Here is a 17,287-nt window from a genome sequence, read left to right on the forward strand (position 1 = left end):
ATGGCCGAAGAGACCAATGCCCCGGAAGAGGCCAAGGACATGCCGGAGGTGAGCACGCCGAAAGTGGACCTGGCCGATTTCACTTCGGAAGGAACGGGCGGGACTGAACCTCAGGGAGATGGCAGGAAGGAGAAGGAACGGGAGCGGGAAGCCATTCTGGACGTTCCGGTCAAGATCACGGCTGTGGTAGGGGACGTGAAAATGCCCGTGCGTGACCTTGTCCGCCTTGGCCGTGGTGCCGTCGTGCCCCTGAACCGCAAGCTGGGTGCCTCCATCGACATCTATGCCAATGAGCGGCTCATCGCCCGTGGCGAAATCACCATCATTGAGGATGACAACATCGCCGTGACGATGACGGAGATCATGTCCTCTTCCGCCAGCACATGATGCCGGACGGTGCCGTGAGACATGGTTCTGATTCCATGATGCAGGCCATCATGGGGGTGCAGATGAATCCCGTGCTGGCCCTCCTGCTCATCGTGGGGCTGATCTTCATTACCCCGTGGTGCCTGCGGCGGTTCAGGCACCGTATGCCTGCGCTGCTGAAGGACGGGACCATGCAGGAGCGTGCGCTGAAGGTGCAGGAGGCCATACCGCTGGGGAGCAGGAGAACCCTGTTTTCGGTGGCCGTCAGGGGTGTGAACGGGCGGCAGGCGACGGCCCTCATCCTGACGGGTGGACCGTCCGATCTGTGTGTCGGCTGGCTGGAGGCCGACGGTCCATCTGTGCAGGAGCAGCCCGTGCAGAGAAAAGAGCAGGGACAGGTGAAGACATGATGGCGGACCGTGTGAGGAATGACGGCCTGGCTGGCGGAAGGATGGCGGGCGTCACCGCCTGCTGGCGGCAGCTGCGGCGTGCCATGATTCTGGGTGGGGCGGGGCTGTGTGGCCTGGCCGTGGCTGTTCTGGTGCTGTGCTGTCTGGCCCATCCGGCCACAGCACAGTCCATCACGCTGGACATGGGCAAAGGGGGCGGGATCGGTGAGGCCGGGACGACAGGCCGTCTTGTCCAGCTTACGGCGATCGTGGCTTTCCTGTCCCTGGCCCCCAGCCTGCTGGTGATGATGACGGCCTTCACCCGCATCATCATCACCCTGTCCCTGCTGCGGAGTGCCATAGGGGCACAGGGGACACCACCCAACATGGTGCTGATCGCCCTTGGCCTCATCCTCACCCTGTTCGTCATGCAGCCGACGCTGGAACGCTCATGGCAGCAGGGCATCGAGCCGCTGATGGACGGACGGGTGGAAGAGGTGGCCGGTCTTCAGGCTGCGGCGGAACCGTTCCGGGATTTCATGATCCACAATGCCCGCCCGAATGACGTGGCCATCTTCTATCATCTGGCAGGGCTGAAGCCCCAGCCCGCTCCGGCTGGCGGAGTTGCCTCGGCGATACCGTGGCGGGTCATCGTCCCGGCCTTCATGGTTGGCGAGATGAGCCGTGGGTTCGAGATGGGCTTCCTGCTCTACCTGCCGTTTCTGGTGATCGACCTTGTCACCTCCAGCGTCCTGATGAGTCTGGGCATGATGATGCTGCCACCCCCGACCATCTCCCTTCCGTTCAAGCTGATATTCTTCGTGCTGGTGGACGGGTTCCAGATGGTGTCCGGCGGACTGGTACGGAGTTTCGGAGGGGGCTAGTCAGCCCCCTTTTCTTCGTCATCCCGGCAGGACCAGAAGCCTGCGGGCCAGAATGGTCGGGGTCAGCTGGGTGAATCCTTCATTGATGCTGCCGGAATAGCTGCCATAGGTCAGCGCAAGGCCGCAGGCTGCGGCGGTGATGACGCTGCCAATGCGGCCGGACTGCTCCATGCGGCTGGCGATCATGGATTTTGCCCCGCACTGATGGAAGGCCGCTGCAATGTCCGTGCTTTCCTCCGGGTCCATCCCGGCAGGGATGACGAGGGACAGGCTGGCCTGCGTGCGTTCCACGACTTCCTTCATCTCGGTCATGGCCGTGGGGGAGTAGACGCAGAGACCCGGCAGGTCCACCAGAATGATGCGGTCATGGCCGTCAATCAGGTGCGGGTTCATGCCGCCATAGGCTTTCATCAGGTCGATGTCACAGCCACGCAGGATGGAAGCGAGCTTGATGTAGCTGCCGGGCGTGCTGTCACAGGCCAGGACCAGGGGCCGCCTGATGCGTCCGCCGGACTGGCGGGCCTGCCGTGCATAGCGGGCGGCCAGCTTGGCCAGTGTGAGGGATTTGCCGGAGCCTGAGGCTCCTCCCAGGGCCATGGGCACGCCGGGCCGGATGGGGAACGGGGCGAAGTCGATCATGCGCTCCAGTCCGGCTGCCAGACTGCTGCCGGACATGGCGTTGATCAGGTCCTGCGGGATGGAATGCCATGCCAGGATGTCTGGGATGCTCAGGGCGTTGGCGGGCAGGGCCACCTCACCGGTGCTGGCCTGGGGAGGCGTGGCGGGCTGGGTCGGAGGCAGCGTGCTGATGGTCGGCCTGTTCGGGGTCTCTGCCGTGTAGGAAAGCGGATAGTGCGTCTTGTAGGTGAAAAAGCTGCTCATGGGTCAGGTCCGGTTGGAGAAGGTTGCGGGCTGTCAGGGAAAGGTCAGTTCACCGTGGCGACGGTGCGGATGCGGGTCCGGGGATAGATTTCCGCCTGGGCCATGACGGCGACCGAGGGGCGGATGCGGTCCACGATCATCCGCACGGAATCCCTCGTGGCGGAGGTCGTGACGATGACAGGCATTTCTCCCAGGGAGGCCGTCTGGTCGAAGGCACGGCGCAGTGCGGTGACGAAGCGGTCCAGCATGGCGGGAGGCATGGCCAGCGTGCGGTCATCCCCCTGTCCGACCGTATTGTTGAGGATGTTGCTCTCCCAGTCTGCCGAGAGGGTGATCATGGAGATGCAGCCGGAAGGCCCGACATAGCTGTTGCATATCTGCCGGGCGAGGCGGATGCGGACATGGGCCGTCAGGGCCCTGATGCCCTTGGCGGCGAGGGCGTGCCCTTCCTGTATGCTTTCCAGAATGGTGGGCAGGTCACGGATGGAGATGCGTTCCTGTAACAGGGACTGGAGGACACGCTGGACCGTGCTGAGGGACACCTGGGAGGGGATGAGGTCGTTGACGAGTTTCTGCTCCTCCGCCGGGAGGTCGTCCAGAAGGGACTGGGTGGCGGCATAGGTCAGCAGGTCGCCCAGATTCTGGCTGACGGATTCCGTCAGGTGGGTGATGATGACGGTGACCGGGTCCACCACCGTGTAGCCTTCATCCGTGGCCTGTTTCTTCAGGTTCGGATCAATCCAGACGGCAGGCAGGTTGAAGGAGGGTTCGGTCGTCTTCTCACCCGGCAGGGTGTCCTGGCCGGTCCTGTTGGAGGGGCAGATGGCCAGCAGGTGGTTGGGACGGACCTCCCCGGAGGCGATGTCGATTTCCTTCAGCTTGATGACGTAGCGGTCCGTCGGCAGCTGGATGTTGTCCTGAATCCGCACGGAAGGCGTGATGAAGCCCATGTCTGCCGCCATCTTGCGGCGTAGTGCCTTGATCTGCTTGGTGATCTGGGCGTTGTCCCCGCTGGCCAGCGGCAGCAGGCCGTAGCCGATCTCCAGCCGCAGGAGGTCGATCTTCAGCAGGTCGGAGATGGGCTGCGTGGTGGGAGCGGCAGGCTGGGTGAGGGCCTCGCCGCCTTCATCCTGACGGGGAGTCCTGTAGCGGACCCACGCCCCGATCCCGGCCACGGCGGCAATCATGAGGAAGGGCAGGGCAGGCAGGCCGGGCATGACGGCGAACAGGGCCGACAGGGTGGCCGCAATGGCCAGCGGCTTGGCGTTGCCGCCGAGCTGGCGGAAGAGTGTCACGTCCGCCGAGCCGTCCGTGCCGCCCTTCGTGACGACGATACCGGCCGCCAGCGAGACCAGCAGGGCGGGAATCTGGGAGACGAGACCATCACCGATGGTCAGTGTCGTGAAGGTCTGTGCCGCCTCGCTGATGGGCATGTCGTGGCGCAGCACGCCGATGGTCAGCCCCCCCAGAATGTTGATGGCGGTGATGAGGATGCCGGCGATGGCATCGTTGCGGACAAATTTTGCCGCACCGTCCATGGCCCCGTAGAAGGAGCTTTCTTCTTCCAGTTCTTTGCGCTTGGCCCGGGCTGCCCGCTCGTTGATGGCACCGGAGGCCAGATCGGCGTCGATGGCCATCTGTTTGCCGGGCATGGCATCGAGGAAGAAGCGGGCCGAGACCTCCGCAATGCGGCCCGACCCCTTGGTGATGACCATGAAGTTCACCACCAGCAGGATGCAGAAGACGATCCCGCCAATCACGACATCATTGCCCATGAGGAAGCCGCCGAAGGAGGCCACGACATGCCCGGCCGCATAGGCTCCCTCATTGCCATGGCTGAGGATGAGGCGGGTCGTCGCCACCTCGAGGGAGAGGCGGAACATCGTCGTCAGCAGGAGCAGCGTCGGGAAGGAGGTGAAGTCCAGCGGCCGTTCCAGGAACAGGGCCACCATGAGGATGAGGACGGACGAGGTGATGGAGAGTGACAGCCCGACATCCAGGATCAGCGTGGGCAGGGGCACGATGAGGATGGAGATGAGCAGGATCACGCCCAGGGCCAGCAGGATGTCCGTTCCCGGCAGGCGGGCCGTGAGAGGAGAGGCGACTCCGTTGGGCCTGAACAGGCTGGCGGGGTTGCGCAGCAGGCTGCCCACCCATCCGGTCATCCCGCCAGCCTGCCCTGTGCCGGAGGGCTTTGGGACGGGAGAGCTGGACGGCTGGGGCGGGGAGGGGGAAGCGGACATGATCATCCTACTGGTGATGTGCAGCCTTCGGCCTGTGGAGCGGCGTTGCATGGCTGCTCAAGGTTTTTTTAAGGCCTGTTATCTATGGATTTTCAATCTAGCCATTAAACTCTTGCTCATCAAGATTTGAAAGGACATGATGATTGCCGAATTTATGGCCTTTCTGGTCATGTGGCACGGAAAACCATGGAGGAAGGGGGTGTTATGGCAGGGACGGAACAGGATGGTGAGGCCGTCATGGAGACAGGACAGACCGACCGGAATGTCCTGACACCGCAGGCGCTGTCGGCCTGCTGCCAGCAGCTTTTCGCCTCGGGTGAGGGTGAGCAGGCGGTCAGGCTGGCGGTGCAGGCGGCGGAGGCCAGCAGGGACGTATCGATTCTTCTGGCGGCAGGGCTGTTTCTGGCCCGGTGCAGCTCACGGCATGACGTGACGGTGGCTGTGTTCCGCAAGGCCCTGCTGCTGCGGCCCAGCACGCATCCGGCGATGGCCTCCGTACGGGGAGAGATCAAGGTCTTCCTGGCCGGTGCGCTCATGGCGGCCGGGCAGAACGAGGAGGCCATGGCCCTTTTCATGGAGGTGGCACAGACCTGCCCGGAACACCGGGTGCTGGTGGGGGAGCATCTCTCCATGGCCCTTCTGGAGGCCGGACTGGCCGACCAGGCCGAGCAGGTGCTGGCCGCCTGGCTGAAGGACGGCTCTTCGTCCGTGTCTCTCTACAACAACATGGGATGCGCACTGGAGCGGCTGAACCGCTCCCGAGAGGCCCTGCCCTATTACCGGAAGGGCATGGAACTGTCGTCCCGGCATGAGGCCGTCTCGTTCGGCTATGCCATCGCCCTGCTGAAGGCCGGGGACTATGAGGAGGGCTTCGCCCGTTATGTGCGGCGCATTCCCCGGATGCCCAGTCTGGACTGCTGGTTCTATCAGGACCTGCCCCGCCTGACGAAGGACGTCCCGCTGGAGGGGCGGCATATCCTGTTCTATCAGGAGCAGGGACTGGGCGACACCATCCAGTTCATCCGTTTTCTGCCGGAGATCGTCCGCCGTGCGGGGCGGGTCACGCTGGCCGTCCTGCCTTCACTGGCCCGGCTGCTGCGGGAGAGTTATCCCATGGTGCAGGTCTGCCTGATGTCCGACCTTCTGGAGCAGCCGGAGCAGGTGGCGGACTATGATTTCTCCTGCCCGATACCGGACCTTCCCTACCTCTGTGACCTGAAGCGGCCGGAGGATGTCCCGCCATTCAGCCCCTATCTGGAAGTGCCCGTCCGGCGGCGGGAGAATTTCGCCCAGCTCGTGGAGGCGGCCGTGTTCCGGAACGGGAGTGGAGGTGACCGGTCCCATTCAGGGCGTCGCCTGCGTGTGGGGCTGGTCTGGGCAGGAGATTCCCGGTCCAGCGTACAGGATGTGGCCGCAGACAGGCGGCGTTCCAGCAGTTTTGCGGAGATGATGGAGGCCATCGGGCCGGTGGAGGCAGACCTGTTCAGTCTCCAGTATGGTGTCCGGCGTGCGGAGCTGGGGGGGGCCGGTGCCCCGGTGGTGCATGACCTCATGGAGTCCGTGCAGGACATGGCCGACACGGCCGCCCTGATGGAAAGTCTGGATGTCGTGATCTCCGTGGATACGGCACCGCTGCATCTGGCGGGTGCCCTCGGGCGTGAGGTCTGGCTCGTCAGCCGGTGGGATGCCTGCTGGCGGTGGGGGGATCAGGGGGAGCGGACGCCCTGGTATCCGACCATGCGCATCTTCCGGGCACAGGAGCTGTCCCTCGGTCCTGTCCTGCGGGAGGTGGGACATTGCCTGAGACAGCGTGTGGCGGAGGGCTGAATCATGTCATCTCACAAGGTTGCCATCCTGCTGAGGACCAGAAACCGGCCGCTGTTCCTGCGTCGTGCCCTGGACAGTCTGGCGGGGCAGAGTTTTCAGGATTTTCGCATCCATGTCATCAATGACGGAGGGGATCAGGCCCTTCTGGAGGCCTGCGTGGCGGAGCAGGGAAAGCTGTGGGGGGAACGTCTGTCCTGCGTGAACCTTCCCCGGTCTGTCGGGCGTAGCAAGGCACTGGCTCTTGCCCTGGCCGTGTCTGACGAACCCTACATTCTCATCCATGACGATGATGACACGCTGGAACCTTCTTTCCTGGCTGAGACGGTCGCCTTTCTGGAGCGGGACGGGACGGGTTTCTATGCTGGTGTCACGACCAGCAATTATGACGTGTATGAGCGTGTCGAGGATGGACAGATCATCACGGACAGGAAAACGGACCAGTTTGGCCGCAAGAGCGGCTCGCTGGTGGATTACGGCCTGTATCTCTCCCACATGTATGTCATCATGCCGATCACTTTCCTGTTCCGCCGGGCAGCCCTGACGGTGGCGGGTGGAGTGGAAACGCGGCTGGATTATGTCGAGGACCACGATCTTTTCCTGCGTGTCATGATGGCGGGTGAGGTCGGGATTCTGGAAGAGTTCCTCTGTTCATACCATCACCGTCTTGCGACCGGTGATGCCAATGATGCCAGCCAGCATGAGGTGACCCATGATTACGAGCTGGCTTACAAGAACGGCATCATCCGGAAGGCCATGCAGGGGGGAGACCGCCTGAGACAGATGCAGGCCGGTTTCATCCAGGGGAATCATCTGGGGCGTTCCCAGCTTGGGCAGCTGTCCCGGCAGGTGGCCCAGCTTCAGGAGGGCTTCGCCAGCCTGTCACAGGTGATGGTGGAGCTGCTTGGTCATATCAGACGCTGATGGTCACCCTTGCCGGAACGGTCAGTAGGCTGGGGCATATGGCATGGTGGTGACGGTATGGACAGGTATGGCCCGGTAGGCGGCCAGACTCCGGCCATTCTGTGAGCTTTTCATACGCTGGTGTGGTGGTGGAGGCATGGATGGCCGGAAGAACCCCCGGAACGGTCGGAACTGACGGTGACTACTGGCCGGATCGGCCTGTGCCGGTGAGGCGACTGGTATGGCCTGGCCGGCAGGCAGAGCCTGTTCCGGTCCGTGACGGCGCATGGCGGCAAGAAAACTGGTTGGTCCCGCCTCCGCATGGTTGATGCCCGTGCCGGACGTGTCGGAGGAGGCCGACTGGATGACGAAAGGCCGGTAAGGCATGGCAGCACGGGTCGGCCCAGGAGAAAGGGCCGTGATCCTGTGTGGAGGAGCGGGAGGGGACAGGGGACGGGGAATCTGGGAATCCTGCGGTATGGCCCACTGCTGGAGCACCTGCTGGAGATAGGCGGAGCCGTTGCTGGTGATCTGGGAGTGATAGGCGGCAGCGGCATGGGGCCAGCTCCCGGTCTGTTCCTTCATTTTCTGGAGGAACTGTCCTGCATAACGGGCGTTGCTGTAGGGGTCGAAGGCCATGTCCAGTGAAGGGAAGGCTTCGGGATGATGGAAGAGGTTGACCTGGAGGCAGCCGACATCAATGGACTGGATGCCCTGCTGCTGGAAGCCCCTGACGGCGTCCACGGCCTCCTGCCGGGTGTCGTAATAATGTCCCGTGCCTGCCGCATTGACGCTCCACGGCCACGGGATGAGTGTGCCGTGGCCGTCCGGTCGTCCTGTTTCCACCCGGCTTATGGCGGCCAGAAAACCGTCGGGCAGCCGCAGGGCACGTTCCACCTGGGCTATGGCGTCACGGCACAGGCGGGACTGTGCCGGGTCCGGTGGCAGGAAAGGCTGTGCCGTGGCGGGCAGGATGATGGCGGCCAGCAGGGGGGCTGGAAGGGAACGCAGAAGGCGTGAGAGAGGTTTCATGATCCGGTCGTGATGGCGGGTGGAAGACATGCTTCATGACAGGTCTTTTCTATGGACATTTTTTAGGTTATCTCAAGGATAGTTGTGAAATAATTTTCCTTGTATATTCCATATATAAGGTTAGATTGGAGCGCAGGAGACTATGCTTGATGTTTTTGAGAAGCTGCTGCGCATGGCTGTTCCGAGGTCTGACTGGGACCCGGGCTGGCTGTCGTTATATAATGCTGGCGACCCTCGGGTGTGTGCTGTCTGGCACGTTTTCGGGTGGTTCAGCCCATGCCTCTGTGGTCCGTATCAAGGATATTGTGGATTATGAGGGCATCCGGGACAACCAGCTGGTCGGTTATGGGCTGGTTGTCGGCCTGAACGGGACGGGCGACCGTCTGACCAACACGCTCTTCACCCGTGAGACGCTGGTCGGAATGCTGAACCGCCTTGGCGTCAACATCCGGGACAAGGCCATCCAGCTCCAGACGCATAACACGGCCGCCGTCATGGTGACGGCAACGCTGCCTCCTTTCTCTCATGGTGGCAGCCGGATCGATGTGACGGTTTCCGCCGTGGGTGATGCACAGAGCCTGACAGGCGGCACCCTGATCGTTACGCCCCTCCAGGCGGCGGACGGTGAGGTCTATGCCGTGGCACAGGGGTCGCTCGTGACCAACGCCTTCACGGCCAGGGGGGCGGGAGCGACCGCCACGCGCAACGTGCCGACCAGCGGGCATATCGCCAATGGGGCGGTGGTCGAGCGGGAGGTGCCGGTCCTGCTGGGGGCGGGCGGAATCATTCATCTATCCCTCAAGAATTCGAACTATACGACCGCCGTGCGTATTGCTGACGTCATCAACCGTCACATGGGCCGGGGGACGGCCAGGGTGGACGATCCACGGACGGTGGCCGTCAATCTTGCCGGCCGTAACGTGTCGGAGGCCCTGTACGAGATTGGTGACATGACCGTCACGCCGGATACGATGGCCAAGGTGATCGTCGATGAGGCTGCCGGAACGATCGTCATAGGGGACAATGTCCGCATCACGACGGTGGCCATCGCACAGGGGAACCTGACGGTGCAGGTGACGAACAGCCCCGAGGTCGTCCAGCCGAATGGTTTCGGGGGCGGGCAGACGGCGGTCGTGCCGAGGACGCAGATCAATGTCACGACCGACCGGGAGCACAAGATCGGCATTCTGTCCGATGGGCCGTCCCTGTCCAATCTCGTGACGGGGCTGAATGCGCTGGGTGTCGGCCCACGGGACATGATCAGCATTCTTCAGGCCATCAAGGCGGATGGTGCCCTTCAGGCCGAGCTTGAGGTCCGCTGACCTCACGGTGGCGGGACCGGCCGGATCATCTGACCTGTAAAGGAGGACACGACGGGTCATGAGCGTTTCATCAGCATCTCTTGCAGCGTCCGCACTGGCGACGGTCCATGCCGCCGCCCGGAAGGCCGCTCCGTCCCGGACGGTGTCACCTCAGGATGACGCCCGCATCCGTCGGACGGCCCGGGATTTCGAGGCCATGGCTCTGGGCGAGATGCTCCAGCCCATGTTCGACACGGTCGACAATTCCGACGCTCCCTTCGGGGGTGGCAATGCGGAGAAGCAGTTCCGCTCCATGCAGGTGCTGGAACTGGGCAAGGAGGTCGCCCGTGGTGGTGGAGTGGGCATTGCCCATCAGGTGTATGGACGCATGAAGGAGATGCAGGAAAAGGCATCCCGTTCCGGAAATGAAACAGGTGGGAAAAAGCCATGAAGGTGCCGCATCTGGGCAGGGTTGCCCGTCGTCTCGTGGGACGTTTTTCCTCACAGGAGGATGTGGAGCGGGACGACCTGTTCTTGCCTCACCTGATGGGAGCCTTTGCCAGAGCAGCGGACATCATGGCCAAAGAGAATCATCATCTTCAGGAGAATGACATTGCCGGTGCTGCGGCCCTCCTGCCGGAAAAGACGGCCACGATAGAGGAGCTGACGGCCCTTGCCGGTCAGGCCCGCAGGAAGGGGGTTCATGCGGAGAATCTGCCAGCCAGCTTCCAGCAGGTGCAGCGACGTTTCTCCGAAGTGGCTGCACAGAATGCCGAACTGCTTCAGGCCGCCCTCGTCACGCAGGAGGCCGTCATGAAGCTGCTCATAGAGAGTGCGGTGGAAGCGAACCGTCACGGCTATGGCTGGACGGGCGAGGCCGGGTCCGACACCTCCCGGGGATCGCTGTCCCTGAACGACCAGGCCTGAGCAGCGGACGGCCCGGCCCGCCGCTCTGTTTCCACGGTCACCAGTAATCGCCGATCATGTGGCGGGGCTGGTTGTTGTCCGGGTCTGCGGCGGGGCTCCAGATGGTCCAGTCCCAGGGGGTGGTGTCCCGGTACATTTCGGCCGTCATGTCCGGCAGGGAAGGGTCCTTTGGCGGGTGATGGGCATGTTTGTCCAGTAGCAGGGCCTTCATGTGGGCCTGCAACGTTCTGTAGGCGGTTTCATCGCCCATATAGACGCAGCCGCAGGCAAGCGGGTCTGCGTAGAGATAGATGCGCTGCCCGTCCGGCGTCATGCGGTAGGTCAGGCTGCCCGGAGGCAGGCTGTTCATCAGGCCGTAGCGGGCCGTCGTGTTGGCGGGATGGGCGACAAACCCGGCATGGCTGAGAAGCTCACCCTTTTCCAGATAGGGGGCGGCGGGTCTTGTGCAGCCTGTCAGGGCCAGGGTGAGCATGGCCGTGCAGGCAAGCCCCATGATGGGGGAAGGGCCGGAGAAGAGATGGAGTTTCATGGTGTTCAGTCCCGGTTGAGGCTGCGGGAGGTCATGTTGTCGGTCAGGACAAGGGGAGGGACGCAGCAGTAGGCCTTCATGTCCGCATAATGACGGTTCATGATGTGGTCGATGCTGCTGCTCATCAGGACCCTGTTGCCCAGTGAGGGGTAATTGACGGGCAGGGTGGACATGGGTAGGCAGCGTTTCATGAGGGAGACGGCCCCACGGGGAGAGAGGGCATAGCCGCATATGCCGAAGGTCTGCTTCAGGCGGAAGGGAAGCGTGTCAACCTGCTGTGTCCTGAAGCCTTCTATGCCCCGCCGCACGTCCTCCTGACTGAAATGGGCAAAGCAGTCCGTCTGGCCGGGCAGGACCTCATAATGCAGGGGAGCGTCCGAGTTCTGCCCCCACAGGATGATGTCCCAGTCCTCCGGGAGGCTGTCTATGATCTGGTGGCTTTTTCGTTCAAAATTCTGACAGAGGAATGCATCATCCTCGAAGATGTTGGCAGCCTCTCCGCTCCGGGCGATGGTGCCCCACAGGCCGACATGGGTCAGCCCCGAGCCGACGGCCCCTGCGGTGAACTGGCAGCCGTCGGCCAGCAGCCCGGCCTGTATGGCGTCCTGCCGGTTCATGGCCTTGCCGTCTATGCCGGGAGCATGGATGATGTCAGGAACATGCTGGTTGACCCGGTGAAACCGCTCCAGCCTTTCCGGTGTCCGGGCAAGGCTGATGACATAATGTTTCATGGAAGTCCCTTCTGTCATGATAGGCTTGTACAAGGTCTTATATGGAATATATGGTCTGTTTGCAGGTCATATTGTGCTTAATCATGGTTAAATAATGAAATATTTATCCTTTCATTAAGCATTGCTGTTTTAATGTGACCGGAAAGGCTGGCAGGATGCCACGCCAGTGGAAAGCTCTATGGAGGGGAGGTGGCTTATGGGCCTTGGCGGCATTTCACCTGTGGCGCAGTTTCTGATCGCCCAGAAGAATGAGGTTCAGACGGCTGCTGACAGCGTGAAGGGTGACAGCACGGCCAAACGCATGGTGGCGGACTTCCAGCAGAAGGCTCCGTCCATCACGACGGCGGACCAGCTGATGAACGACTATTCGGCCAACCAGGTGGTGCTTCAGGCCTACAATCTGGGGGCACTGGCCTCGCAGCAGGCCGTGGAAAGGGCCCTGCTGACACAGGACCCGACTTCGTCCTCCTCGTTGGCCCAGACATCCCAGAATGCAAGCTGGCTGGCTTTCGCCGATGCGTTCGCTAGCATGGGGGCGGGAAACGGCACGGCATCCTCGACACCGTTCACTTCAGACATGATCACGTCCACGCTGGGGTCTTACGAGCAGCGTCACTATGAAACCAGCGATGCACAGCAGAAGAACGGCGTCGGGGATGCGCTCTATTTCACCCGCAAGATGCAGTCTGGCAAGGTGAAGACGGTCGATGACCTGATGGCCGATTCCACGCTCCTGCGTGTGGCGGAGGTTGTCAGCGGTTATGACCCGGACCAGTTCGGCGTGCTGGATTTTGACCAGCAGAAACGCATCATCAGCAGCAAGGTGGACCTGACCCAGCTGACGAAGCCGGAGAGCATCCAGCGTTATGCCGAACAGTATCTGACCCAGATACAGATGCATCCCAGCTACAACAGTGATGACAAGCCCGCCAGCATGATTGATCTTTTCGGAGGGGATGATGGCGGGGATGGCATCCTGTCCCTTTTCGGGGGCAGTGACAGCGGGTCCTCGTCCTCCGGGCTGTTCTGATGACGGCTTCCCTGACCCTGCCGGACATCGAGGCGCAGTGCCGGGCGGTGCGGGAGCGGCACATGTCGCTGTCCGTCCAGCTGGCCCGGCAGGAGGAGGTCATGGCGACGCTGCCGGGTCTCATCCGGCCCGCTGCGGCCGCCGTTCCGGTTGGTGAACTGTCCGGTCGGGTCGTGGATGTGGCGGGCCTGTGTGTCACGGTGGCCGGGCTGGCCTCCTTCACGGCGGTGGGCGACCAGGTGCGGATCAGGACCCTGGATGGACGGGACATACTGGCGGAAATCATTGCCTTCCGTCAGGGTCATGCCCTGGCGATGACCTATGAATCCATAGAGGGAATCGGGGCTGGCTGTCCCGTTTTCCATGATCTTCATGCAGGGCAGAAACAGGGCGTGTCTGGTGGACTGGCCGTCAATGGGTCATGGATCGGGCGTGTGGTCGATCCGATGGGCCAGCCGCTGGATGGCCGGGGGCCTCTCCTGCCATCTGCCGGGAGGCAGCAGCGTCATGCCGCCCCTCCGGCCGCTGCGGAGCGTGCCCGCCTTGGGCCGAGGATTGATCTGGGACTGAAGGCCCTGAATCTTTTCACGACATGCCGTCAGGGCCAGCGTCTGGGGCTTTTTGCCGGGTCCGGCGTGGGGAAATCCACCCTCATGGGAATGCTGGCCAGAGAGACGGCCTGTGATGTCACGGTCATTTCCCTTGTGGGCGAGCGGGGCCGTGAGGTCCGGGAGTTCATGGAGGATGATCTGGGGCCGGAGGGGCTGGCAAAATCCGTGCTCGTCGTGGCCACGTCCGACAGTTCGGCCCTGATGCGGCGGGAGGCTGCCTATAGTGCGATGGCCGTGGCCGAGCATTTCCGGGACCAGGGAAAGTCCGTCCTCCTGCTGATGGACAGCGTGACCCGTTTCTGTCAGGCCCTCCGGGAGATCGGCCTGTCTGCCGGAGAGGTTCCGGCCACACGAGGCTATCCTCCCAGCGTGTTCGCCACCCTGCCCCGTCTTCTGGAACGGGCCGGGCCGGGCCGTCTGGATGACGGGGGGAAGGCAGGCCAGATGACGGCCTTTTTCTCCGTTCTGGTGGAAGGCGATGACCAGAATGAACCGGTGACAGATACGGTGCGGGGCATTCTGGATGGCCATGTGGTGCTGGAGCGGGCCATTGCGGAATCGGGCCGCTATCCGGCCATCAACATCCTGCGTTCCCTGTCCCGGTCCGTGCCGGGCTGCAACAGTGAGGACGAGAATGCCCTGACGGTCAGGGCACGTCGTCTTCTGGCCCAGTGGGAGGAGGTGAAGGACCTCGTGCGTCTGGGAGCCTACAAGATGGGCAACGACCCAGAGGCGGATATGGCCGTGCGGCTCGGCCCGCAGATTGAGGAGTTCCTCACCCAGAAAAAGACGGAGCGGGTGTCCCTGGAAGAATCCTTTGAGGGGCTGGCCCGGCTCATGGCCGCGGATGAGGGGACAGGAGGAGAGCTGACGTGACATCCGGGAGGGGGCGGTCATGAAACCGGCCCGGCTGAAGGCTCTCACCTCGCTCGTCACGCTTCAGAAGCGCAACAGCCTGACGGCCAGGATGGAGCTGGCCGAGTGTCTGGCCGAGGAAAAACGCATTGCAAACCGCATCAGCCGCCTGAAGGTCCAGATGGCGGAAAACCGGACCCTCGTCAGTGCCACGAGGGAAGAGGCGGCACAGGACCTGACCCTGTGGAACGGGTACCGGCACTGGCTGCCCATAGCGCAGGAAGAGCTGGAAAGGCTGGAGCAGGCTCTGGAAGAGGCGGGGGAGAAGAGTGCGGCCGTGCGGGGCCGGGTGATGGGGCTTGTGCGCCAGCAGGAGGCGACGGCCGGTCTTCTGCGTCAGGACAGGCTGGCACAGGCCAGGAGGGAACGGCGGCAGGAACAGGTCGTGCTGGACGAGCAGGCGCAGCAGCGGAAGATGACCGGGATGCCAGACATGTAAATGGAAGGTTGCTCATCCGTGAAGCAGCACCTGCAACATGATTTTCTCAAGATTAAATTGGTCCATTTTTGACCATCATTTAATTCTATGACTTATAAAAACCTTGAGATACAAGAATTTCATGCGGTATCTTCAAGGCAAGACAAGTCTTTTTCATGTCCTTGTTATGGCATGTTTTGCAGAAGGGATCGCAATAATGCAGACGGGTAACATACCTTCAGGGAAGATCATGCTGGCGACACCCTGTTTCGGCGGGATGGTGACCACCGGCTATATGCTGTCCGTCATCGGCTATGCCTCCAGTGGCCAGAGCGTTCCCATGACGGTCATGCATGTTGGTGATGATGCTCTGGTGACACGGGCACGGAACACGCTGCTGTCAAACTTCTATTTCCGTTCGGACTGCTCGCACATCCTCTTCGTCGATGCGGACATCAGCTTCCCTGCCAATGCGCCGACACGCCTCTTCGAAGCCAGAAAGGACGTGATCGCCGGTCTGTACCCTCTGCGGGACCGGTTCTGGGACGAGCAGACCAAGCGCAACATCCTTGCCGGGGAACGCCAGCAGACAGCCTCGCTGCGGTATGTGGGCGAGACTGCCGCCATGCACGAGACCTACGAGCATGGCCCGCTGCTGCAGACGGCCTATGCAGGTACGGGCTTCATGATGATCAGCCGGGAGGCCGTCGGCCGCATGATCAAGGCCTATCCGGAGCTGGAATATAAACGGATCGACGCTCCGGCTGGTGAGGATGGCCGCCGCTTCGCCCTGTTCGAGGGCAGCGTGGATGCCGAAACCGGGACCTATCTCAGCGAGGATTACACTTTCTGCAAACGCTGGCGGGAAATCGGGGGGGAGGTCTGGCTGGATACGTCCATCGAGCTGACCCATACTGGCACGGCGTCCTTCGCCGGAATGCCCTCCGTCCGTGTCGGCATCGCCCATAACAGGGGTCGCTGATGATGGCCTGTCCTGTCAGCCGGATGATGGAGGGTGAGGTCATGACATGGTGGTGCCATCATGGCTGAGAAGAAAAATTCCCGCCCCATCATCATCAAACGGGAAGAGGTGGTGGAGGGAGGACATCATGGTGGTGCCTGGAAGGTGGCCTATGCCGACTTCATGACGGCCATGATGGCGTTCTTCCTGCTCATGTGGCTGCTCAACATCACGACGGATGAGCAGAAGCGTGGGATCGCCCTGTTCTTCAACCCGATGGCAGACAGGACAGGCAAGGCCACCTCCAATCAGGCCCTGCTGGAAACGTCCCCGCTTTCGGCACCGTCTTCTTTACGGACGGTCCATAATTCAGACCATGAACCACCCCCCAAGCCTGATTCAACGGAGAACCGTCCGGAGGAACAGGCGCATGAGGTGCAGAGGGGCGGACAGGCCAGTGATGGCATCCTGACAAGCAGTGGTGTCAGCATCCTGCCTCCCGGCATGGAGGATCATCCTGACGAGGACGAGGCCAGCGTCGGCCGTCCGGCGATCATTCCGCTTGGTGGCCCCAGAAGCGGTGCTGCGGAGAGCATCGGTCAGGTCGGGCAGGGCAATGATGCGGCAGATGGCAGCGCAGGCATGTCATCCGGTGCCGGTGCGGCTTCCGGCAGTCGTGATGCGGCGGAGGCCGGGACGAAGGCTGGCGGGATGTTCCATCAGGCTGCGCAGGAGGATGCCCACCTCCGCCAGACGATGGAGGGGCTGAAAGCCAGCCTCGCCCATGAGGCCGGGCTGAATGACCTGAAGGACAATCTGGGTTTCCACATGGGGTCGAACGAGATCCGCATCGAGGTGCAGGATACCGCCCACAGGCCGATGTTCGACAACGGGGAGACCACGCCCAACAAGGAGGGTATGGCCCTGCTGGGGCAGGTGGGGGCCTGGCTGGGCAGCCTGCCGGAGGACATCTCCATCATCGGGGAAACGGATGGCGTGCCGTATCACCTCCAGCAGCTCAATCCTCATGGCCTGTCCAACTGGACGCTTTCGGAGATGAGGGCGGACAGGGTGCGGGAACTTCTGGTCCGTGCCGGTTATCCCGACAGGCGCATCAGAAGCGTGGAGGGGCGTGCGGACCGCAGCCTGGCAGACCCTGCCCATCCTGAGGCTCCGGAAAACCGGCGGATCGTCCTGCTCATCCATCGCCTGCATCCGCTGCCTGCGTCTTTCCAGAAGGAGACACCGTCTCCTGCACCGGGACCGGCACGATGAGAGGACAGGATGGCATGATGGAACCGGGCACAGGGATGCGAGCCGTTTTGAGAGAGGAACAATAGG

Annotated in this window: 18 protein-coding genes; 13 read left to right on the forward strand and 5 right to left on the reverse strand. The window is 62.4% G+C overall.

The window, feature by feature from the left end:
• The 3 genes from fliN (at position 1) to fliP (ending at position 1,639) form a co-directional block, all read left to right on the forward strand.
• Positions 1 to 387, forward strand: coding sequence for a flagellar motor switch protein FliN (gene fliN / locus CPA56_RS05570; protein WP_229707441.1), 387 nt, complete (start codon positions 1 to 3; stop codon positions 385 to 387).
• A gap of 14 nt (positions 388 to 401) precedes the next feature.
• Entirely contained in the window at positions 402 to 776 is a 375-nt protein-coding gene (locus tag CPA56_RS05575) for a hypothetical protein (RefSeq protein WP_182041044.1), read from the forward strand.
• An 83-nt stretch (positions 777 to 859) separates the two neighbouring features.
• Complete coding sequence (fliP, locus tag CPA56_RS05580; RefSeq protein ID WP_182041209.1) at positions 860 to 1,639, forward strand: flagellar type III secretion system pore protein FliP; 780 nt, start codon at positions 860 to 862, stop codon at positions 1,637 to 1,639.
• Positions 1,640 to 1,657: 18 nt separating this feature from the next.
• On the opposite strand, the gene CPA56_RS05585 is transcribed toward fliP, so the two are convergent.
• A complete protein-coding gene (locus CPA56_RS05585) occupies positions 1,658 to 2,521 on the reverse strand; it encodes a hypothetical protein (RefSeq protein ID WP_182041045.1) in 864 nt (287 codons plus the stop codon).
• Between the two features lie 44 nt (positions 2,522 to 2,565).
• Positions 2,566 to 4,686: a flagellar biosynthesis protein FlhA gene (gene flhA, locus CPA56_RS05590; protein WP_182041210.1), complete on the reverse strand. Its 2,121-nt coding sequence runs from the start codon at positions 4,684 to 4,686 to the stop codon at positions 2,566 to 2,568.
• Positions 4,687 to 4,968: 282 nt separating this feature from the next.
• Here flhA and CPA56_RS05595 point away from each other — a divergent pair, with 282 nt between their 5' ends.
• Positions 4,969 to 6,591: a tetratricopeptide repeat protein gene (locus CPA56_RS05595; RefSeq protein ID WP_182041046.1), complete on the forward strand. Its 1,623-nt coding sequence runs from the start codon at positions 4,969 to 4,971 to the stop codon at positions 6,589 to 6,591.
• A gap of 3 nt (positions 6,592 to 6,594) precedes the next feature.
• On the forward strand, positions 6,595 to 7,512 hold the full coding sequence (locus tag CPA56_RS05600) for a glycosyltransferase family 2 protein (protein WP_182041047.1): 918 nt from the start codon (positions 6,595 to 6,597) through the stop codon (positions 7,510 to 7,512).
• Between the two features lie 21 nt (positions 7,513 to 7,533).
• On the opposite strand, the gene CPA56_RS05605 is transcribed toward CPA56_RS05600, so the two are convergent.
• Positions 7,534 to 8,553 (reverse strand): lysozyme family protein, encoded by a 1,020-nt coding sequence (locus CPA56_RS05605; protein ID WP_182041048.1) that lies wholly within the window; start codon positions 8,551 to 8,553, stop codon positions 7,534 to 7,536.
• Positions 8,554 to 8,744: 191 nt separating this feature from the next.
• Between CPA56_RS05605 and CPA56_RS05610 the strand changes: the two genes are divergently transcribed.
• Genes CPA56_RS05610 through CPA56_RS05620 form a run of 3 tightly spaced genes read left to right on the forward strand, consistent with a single transcriptional unit; the run spans position 8,745 to position 10,751 of the window.
• Positions 8,745 to 9,845 (forward strand): flagellar basal body P-ring protein FlgI, encoded by a 1,101-nt coding sequence (locus CPA56_RS05610; RefSeq protein ID WP_182041049.1) that lies wholly within the window; start codon positions 8,745 to 8,747, stop codon positions 9,843 to 9,845.
• A gap of 58 nt (positions 9,846 to 9,903) precedes the next feature.
• Complete coding sequence (locus CPA56_RS05615) at positions 9,904 to 10,275, forward strand: rod-binding protein (protein WP_182041050.1); 372 nt, start codon at positions 9,904 to 9,906, stop codon at positions 10,273 to 10,275.
• Positions 10,272 to 10,751 (forward strand): hypothetical protein, encoded by a 480-nt coding sequence (locus tag CPA56_RS05620; RefSeq protein ID WP_182041051.1) that lies wholly within the window; start codon positions 10,272 to 10,274, stop codon positions 10,749 to 10,751. Before CPA56_RS05615 ends, CPA56_RS05620 begins: the two co-directional genes overlap by 4 nt.
• A 37-nt stretch (positions 10,752 to 10,788) precedes the next feature.
• Here CPA56_RS05620 and CPA56_RS05625 read toward each other — a convergent pair whose 3' ends face one another.
• Complete coding sequence (locus CPA56_RS05625; RefSeq protein WP_182041052.1) at positions 10,789 to 11,280, reverse strand: hypothetical protein; 492 nt, start codon at positions 11,278 to 11,280, stop codon at positions 10,789 to 10,791.
• A gap of 5 nt (positions 11,281 to 11,285) precedes the next feature.
• Entirely contained in the window at positions 11,286 to 12,011 is a 726-nt protein-coding gene (locus tag CPA56_RS05630; RefSeq protein ID WP_182041053.1) for a glycosyltransferase family 25 protein, read from the reverse strand.
• Positions 12,012 to 12,189: 178 nt separating this feature from the next.
• Here CPA56_RS05630 and CPA56_RS05635 point away from each other — a divergent pair, with 178 nt between their 5' ends.
• From CPA56_RS05635 to CPA56_RS09480, 5 genes are all read left to right on the forward strand, one after another.
• Positions 12,190 to 13,041: a DUF1217 domain-containing protein gene (locus CPA56_RS05635; protein ID WP_229707442.1), complete on the forward strand. Its 852-nt coding sequence runs from the start codon at positions 12,190 to 12,192 to the stop codon at positions 13,039 to 13,041.
• Between the two features lie 62 nt (positions 13,042 to 13,103).
• Positions 13,104 to 14,528 (forward strand): flagellar protein export ATPase FliI, encoded by a 1,425-nt coding sequence (gene fliI, locus CPA56_RS05640; RefSeq protein WP_407645656.1) that lies wholly within the window; start codon positions 13,104 to 13,106, stop codon positions 14,526 to 14,528.
• A 19-nt stretch (positions 14,529 to 14,547) separates the two neighbouring features.
• Positions 14,548 to 15,006 (forward strand): hypothetical protein, encoded by a 459-nt coding sequence (locus tag CPA56_RS09520; protein ID WP_182041054.1) that lies wholly within the window; start codon positions 14,548 to 14,550, stop codon positions 15,004 to 15,006.
• Positions 15,007 to 15,202: 196 nt separating this feature from the next.
• Complete coding sequence (locus tag CPA56_RS05650; RefSeq protein WP_182041055.1) at positions 15,203 to 15,967, forward strand: hypothetical protein; 765 nt, start codon at positions 15,203 to 15,205, stop codon at positions 15,965 to 15,967.
• Between the two features lie 60 nt (positions 15,968 to 16,027).
• Entirely contained in the window at positions 16,028 to 17,221 is a 1,194-nt protein-coding gene (locus CPA56_RS09480; protein WP_229707443.1) for a flagellar motor protein MotB, read from the forward strand.
• The last annotated feature ends 66 nt before the right edge of the window (positions 17,222 to 17,287 follow it).

Source organism: Bombella mellum, assembly GCF_014048465.1.
Classification (GTDB): Bacteria; Pseudomonadota; Alphaproteobacteria; order Acetobacterales; family Acetobacteraceae; genus Bombella; species Bombella mellum.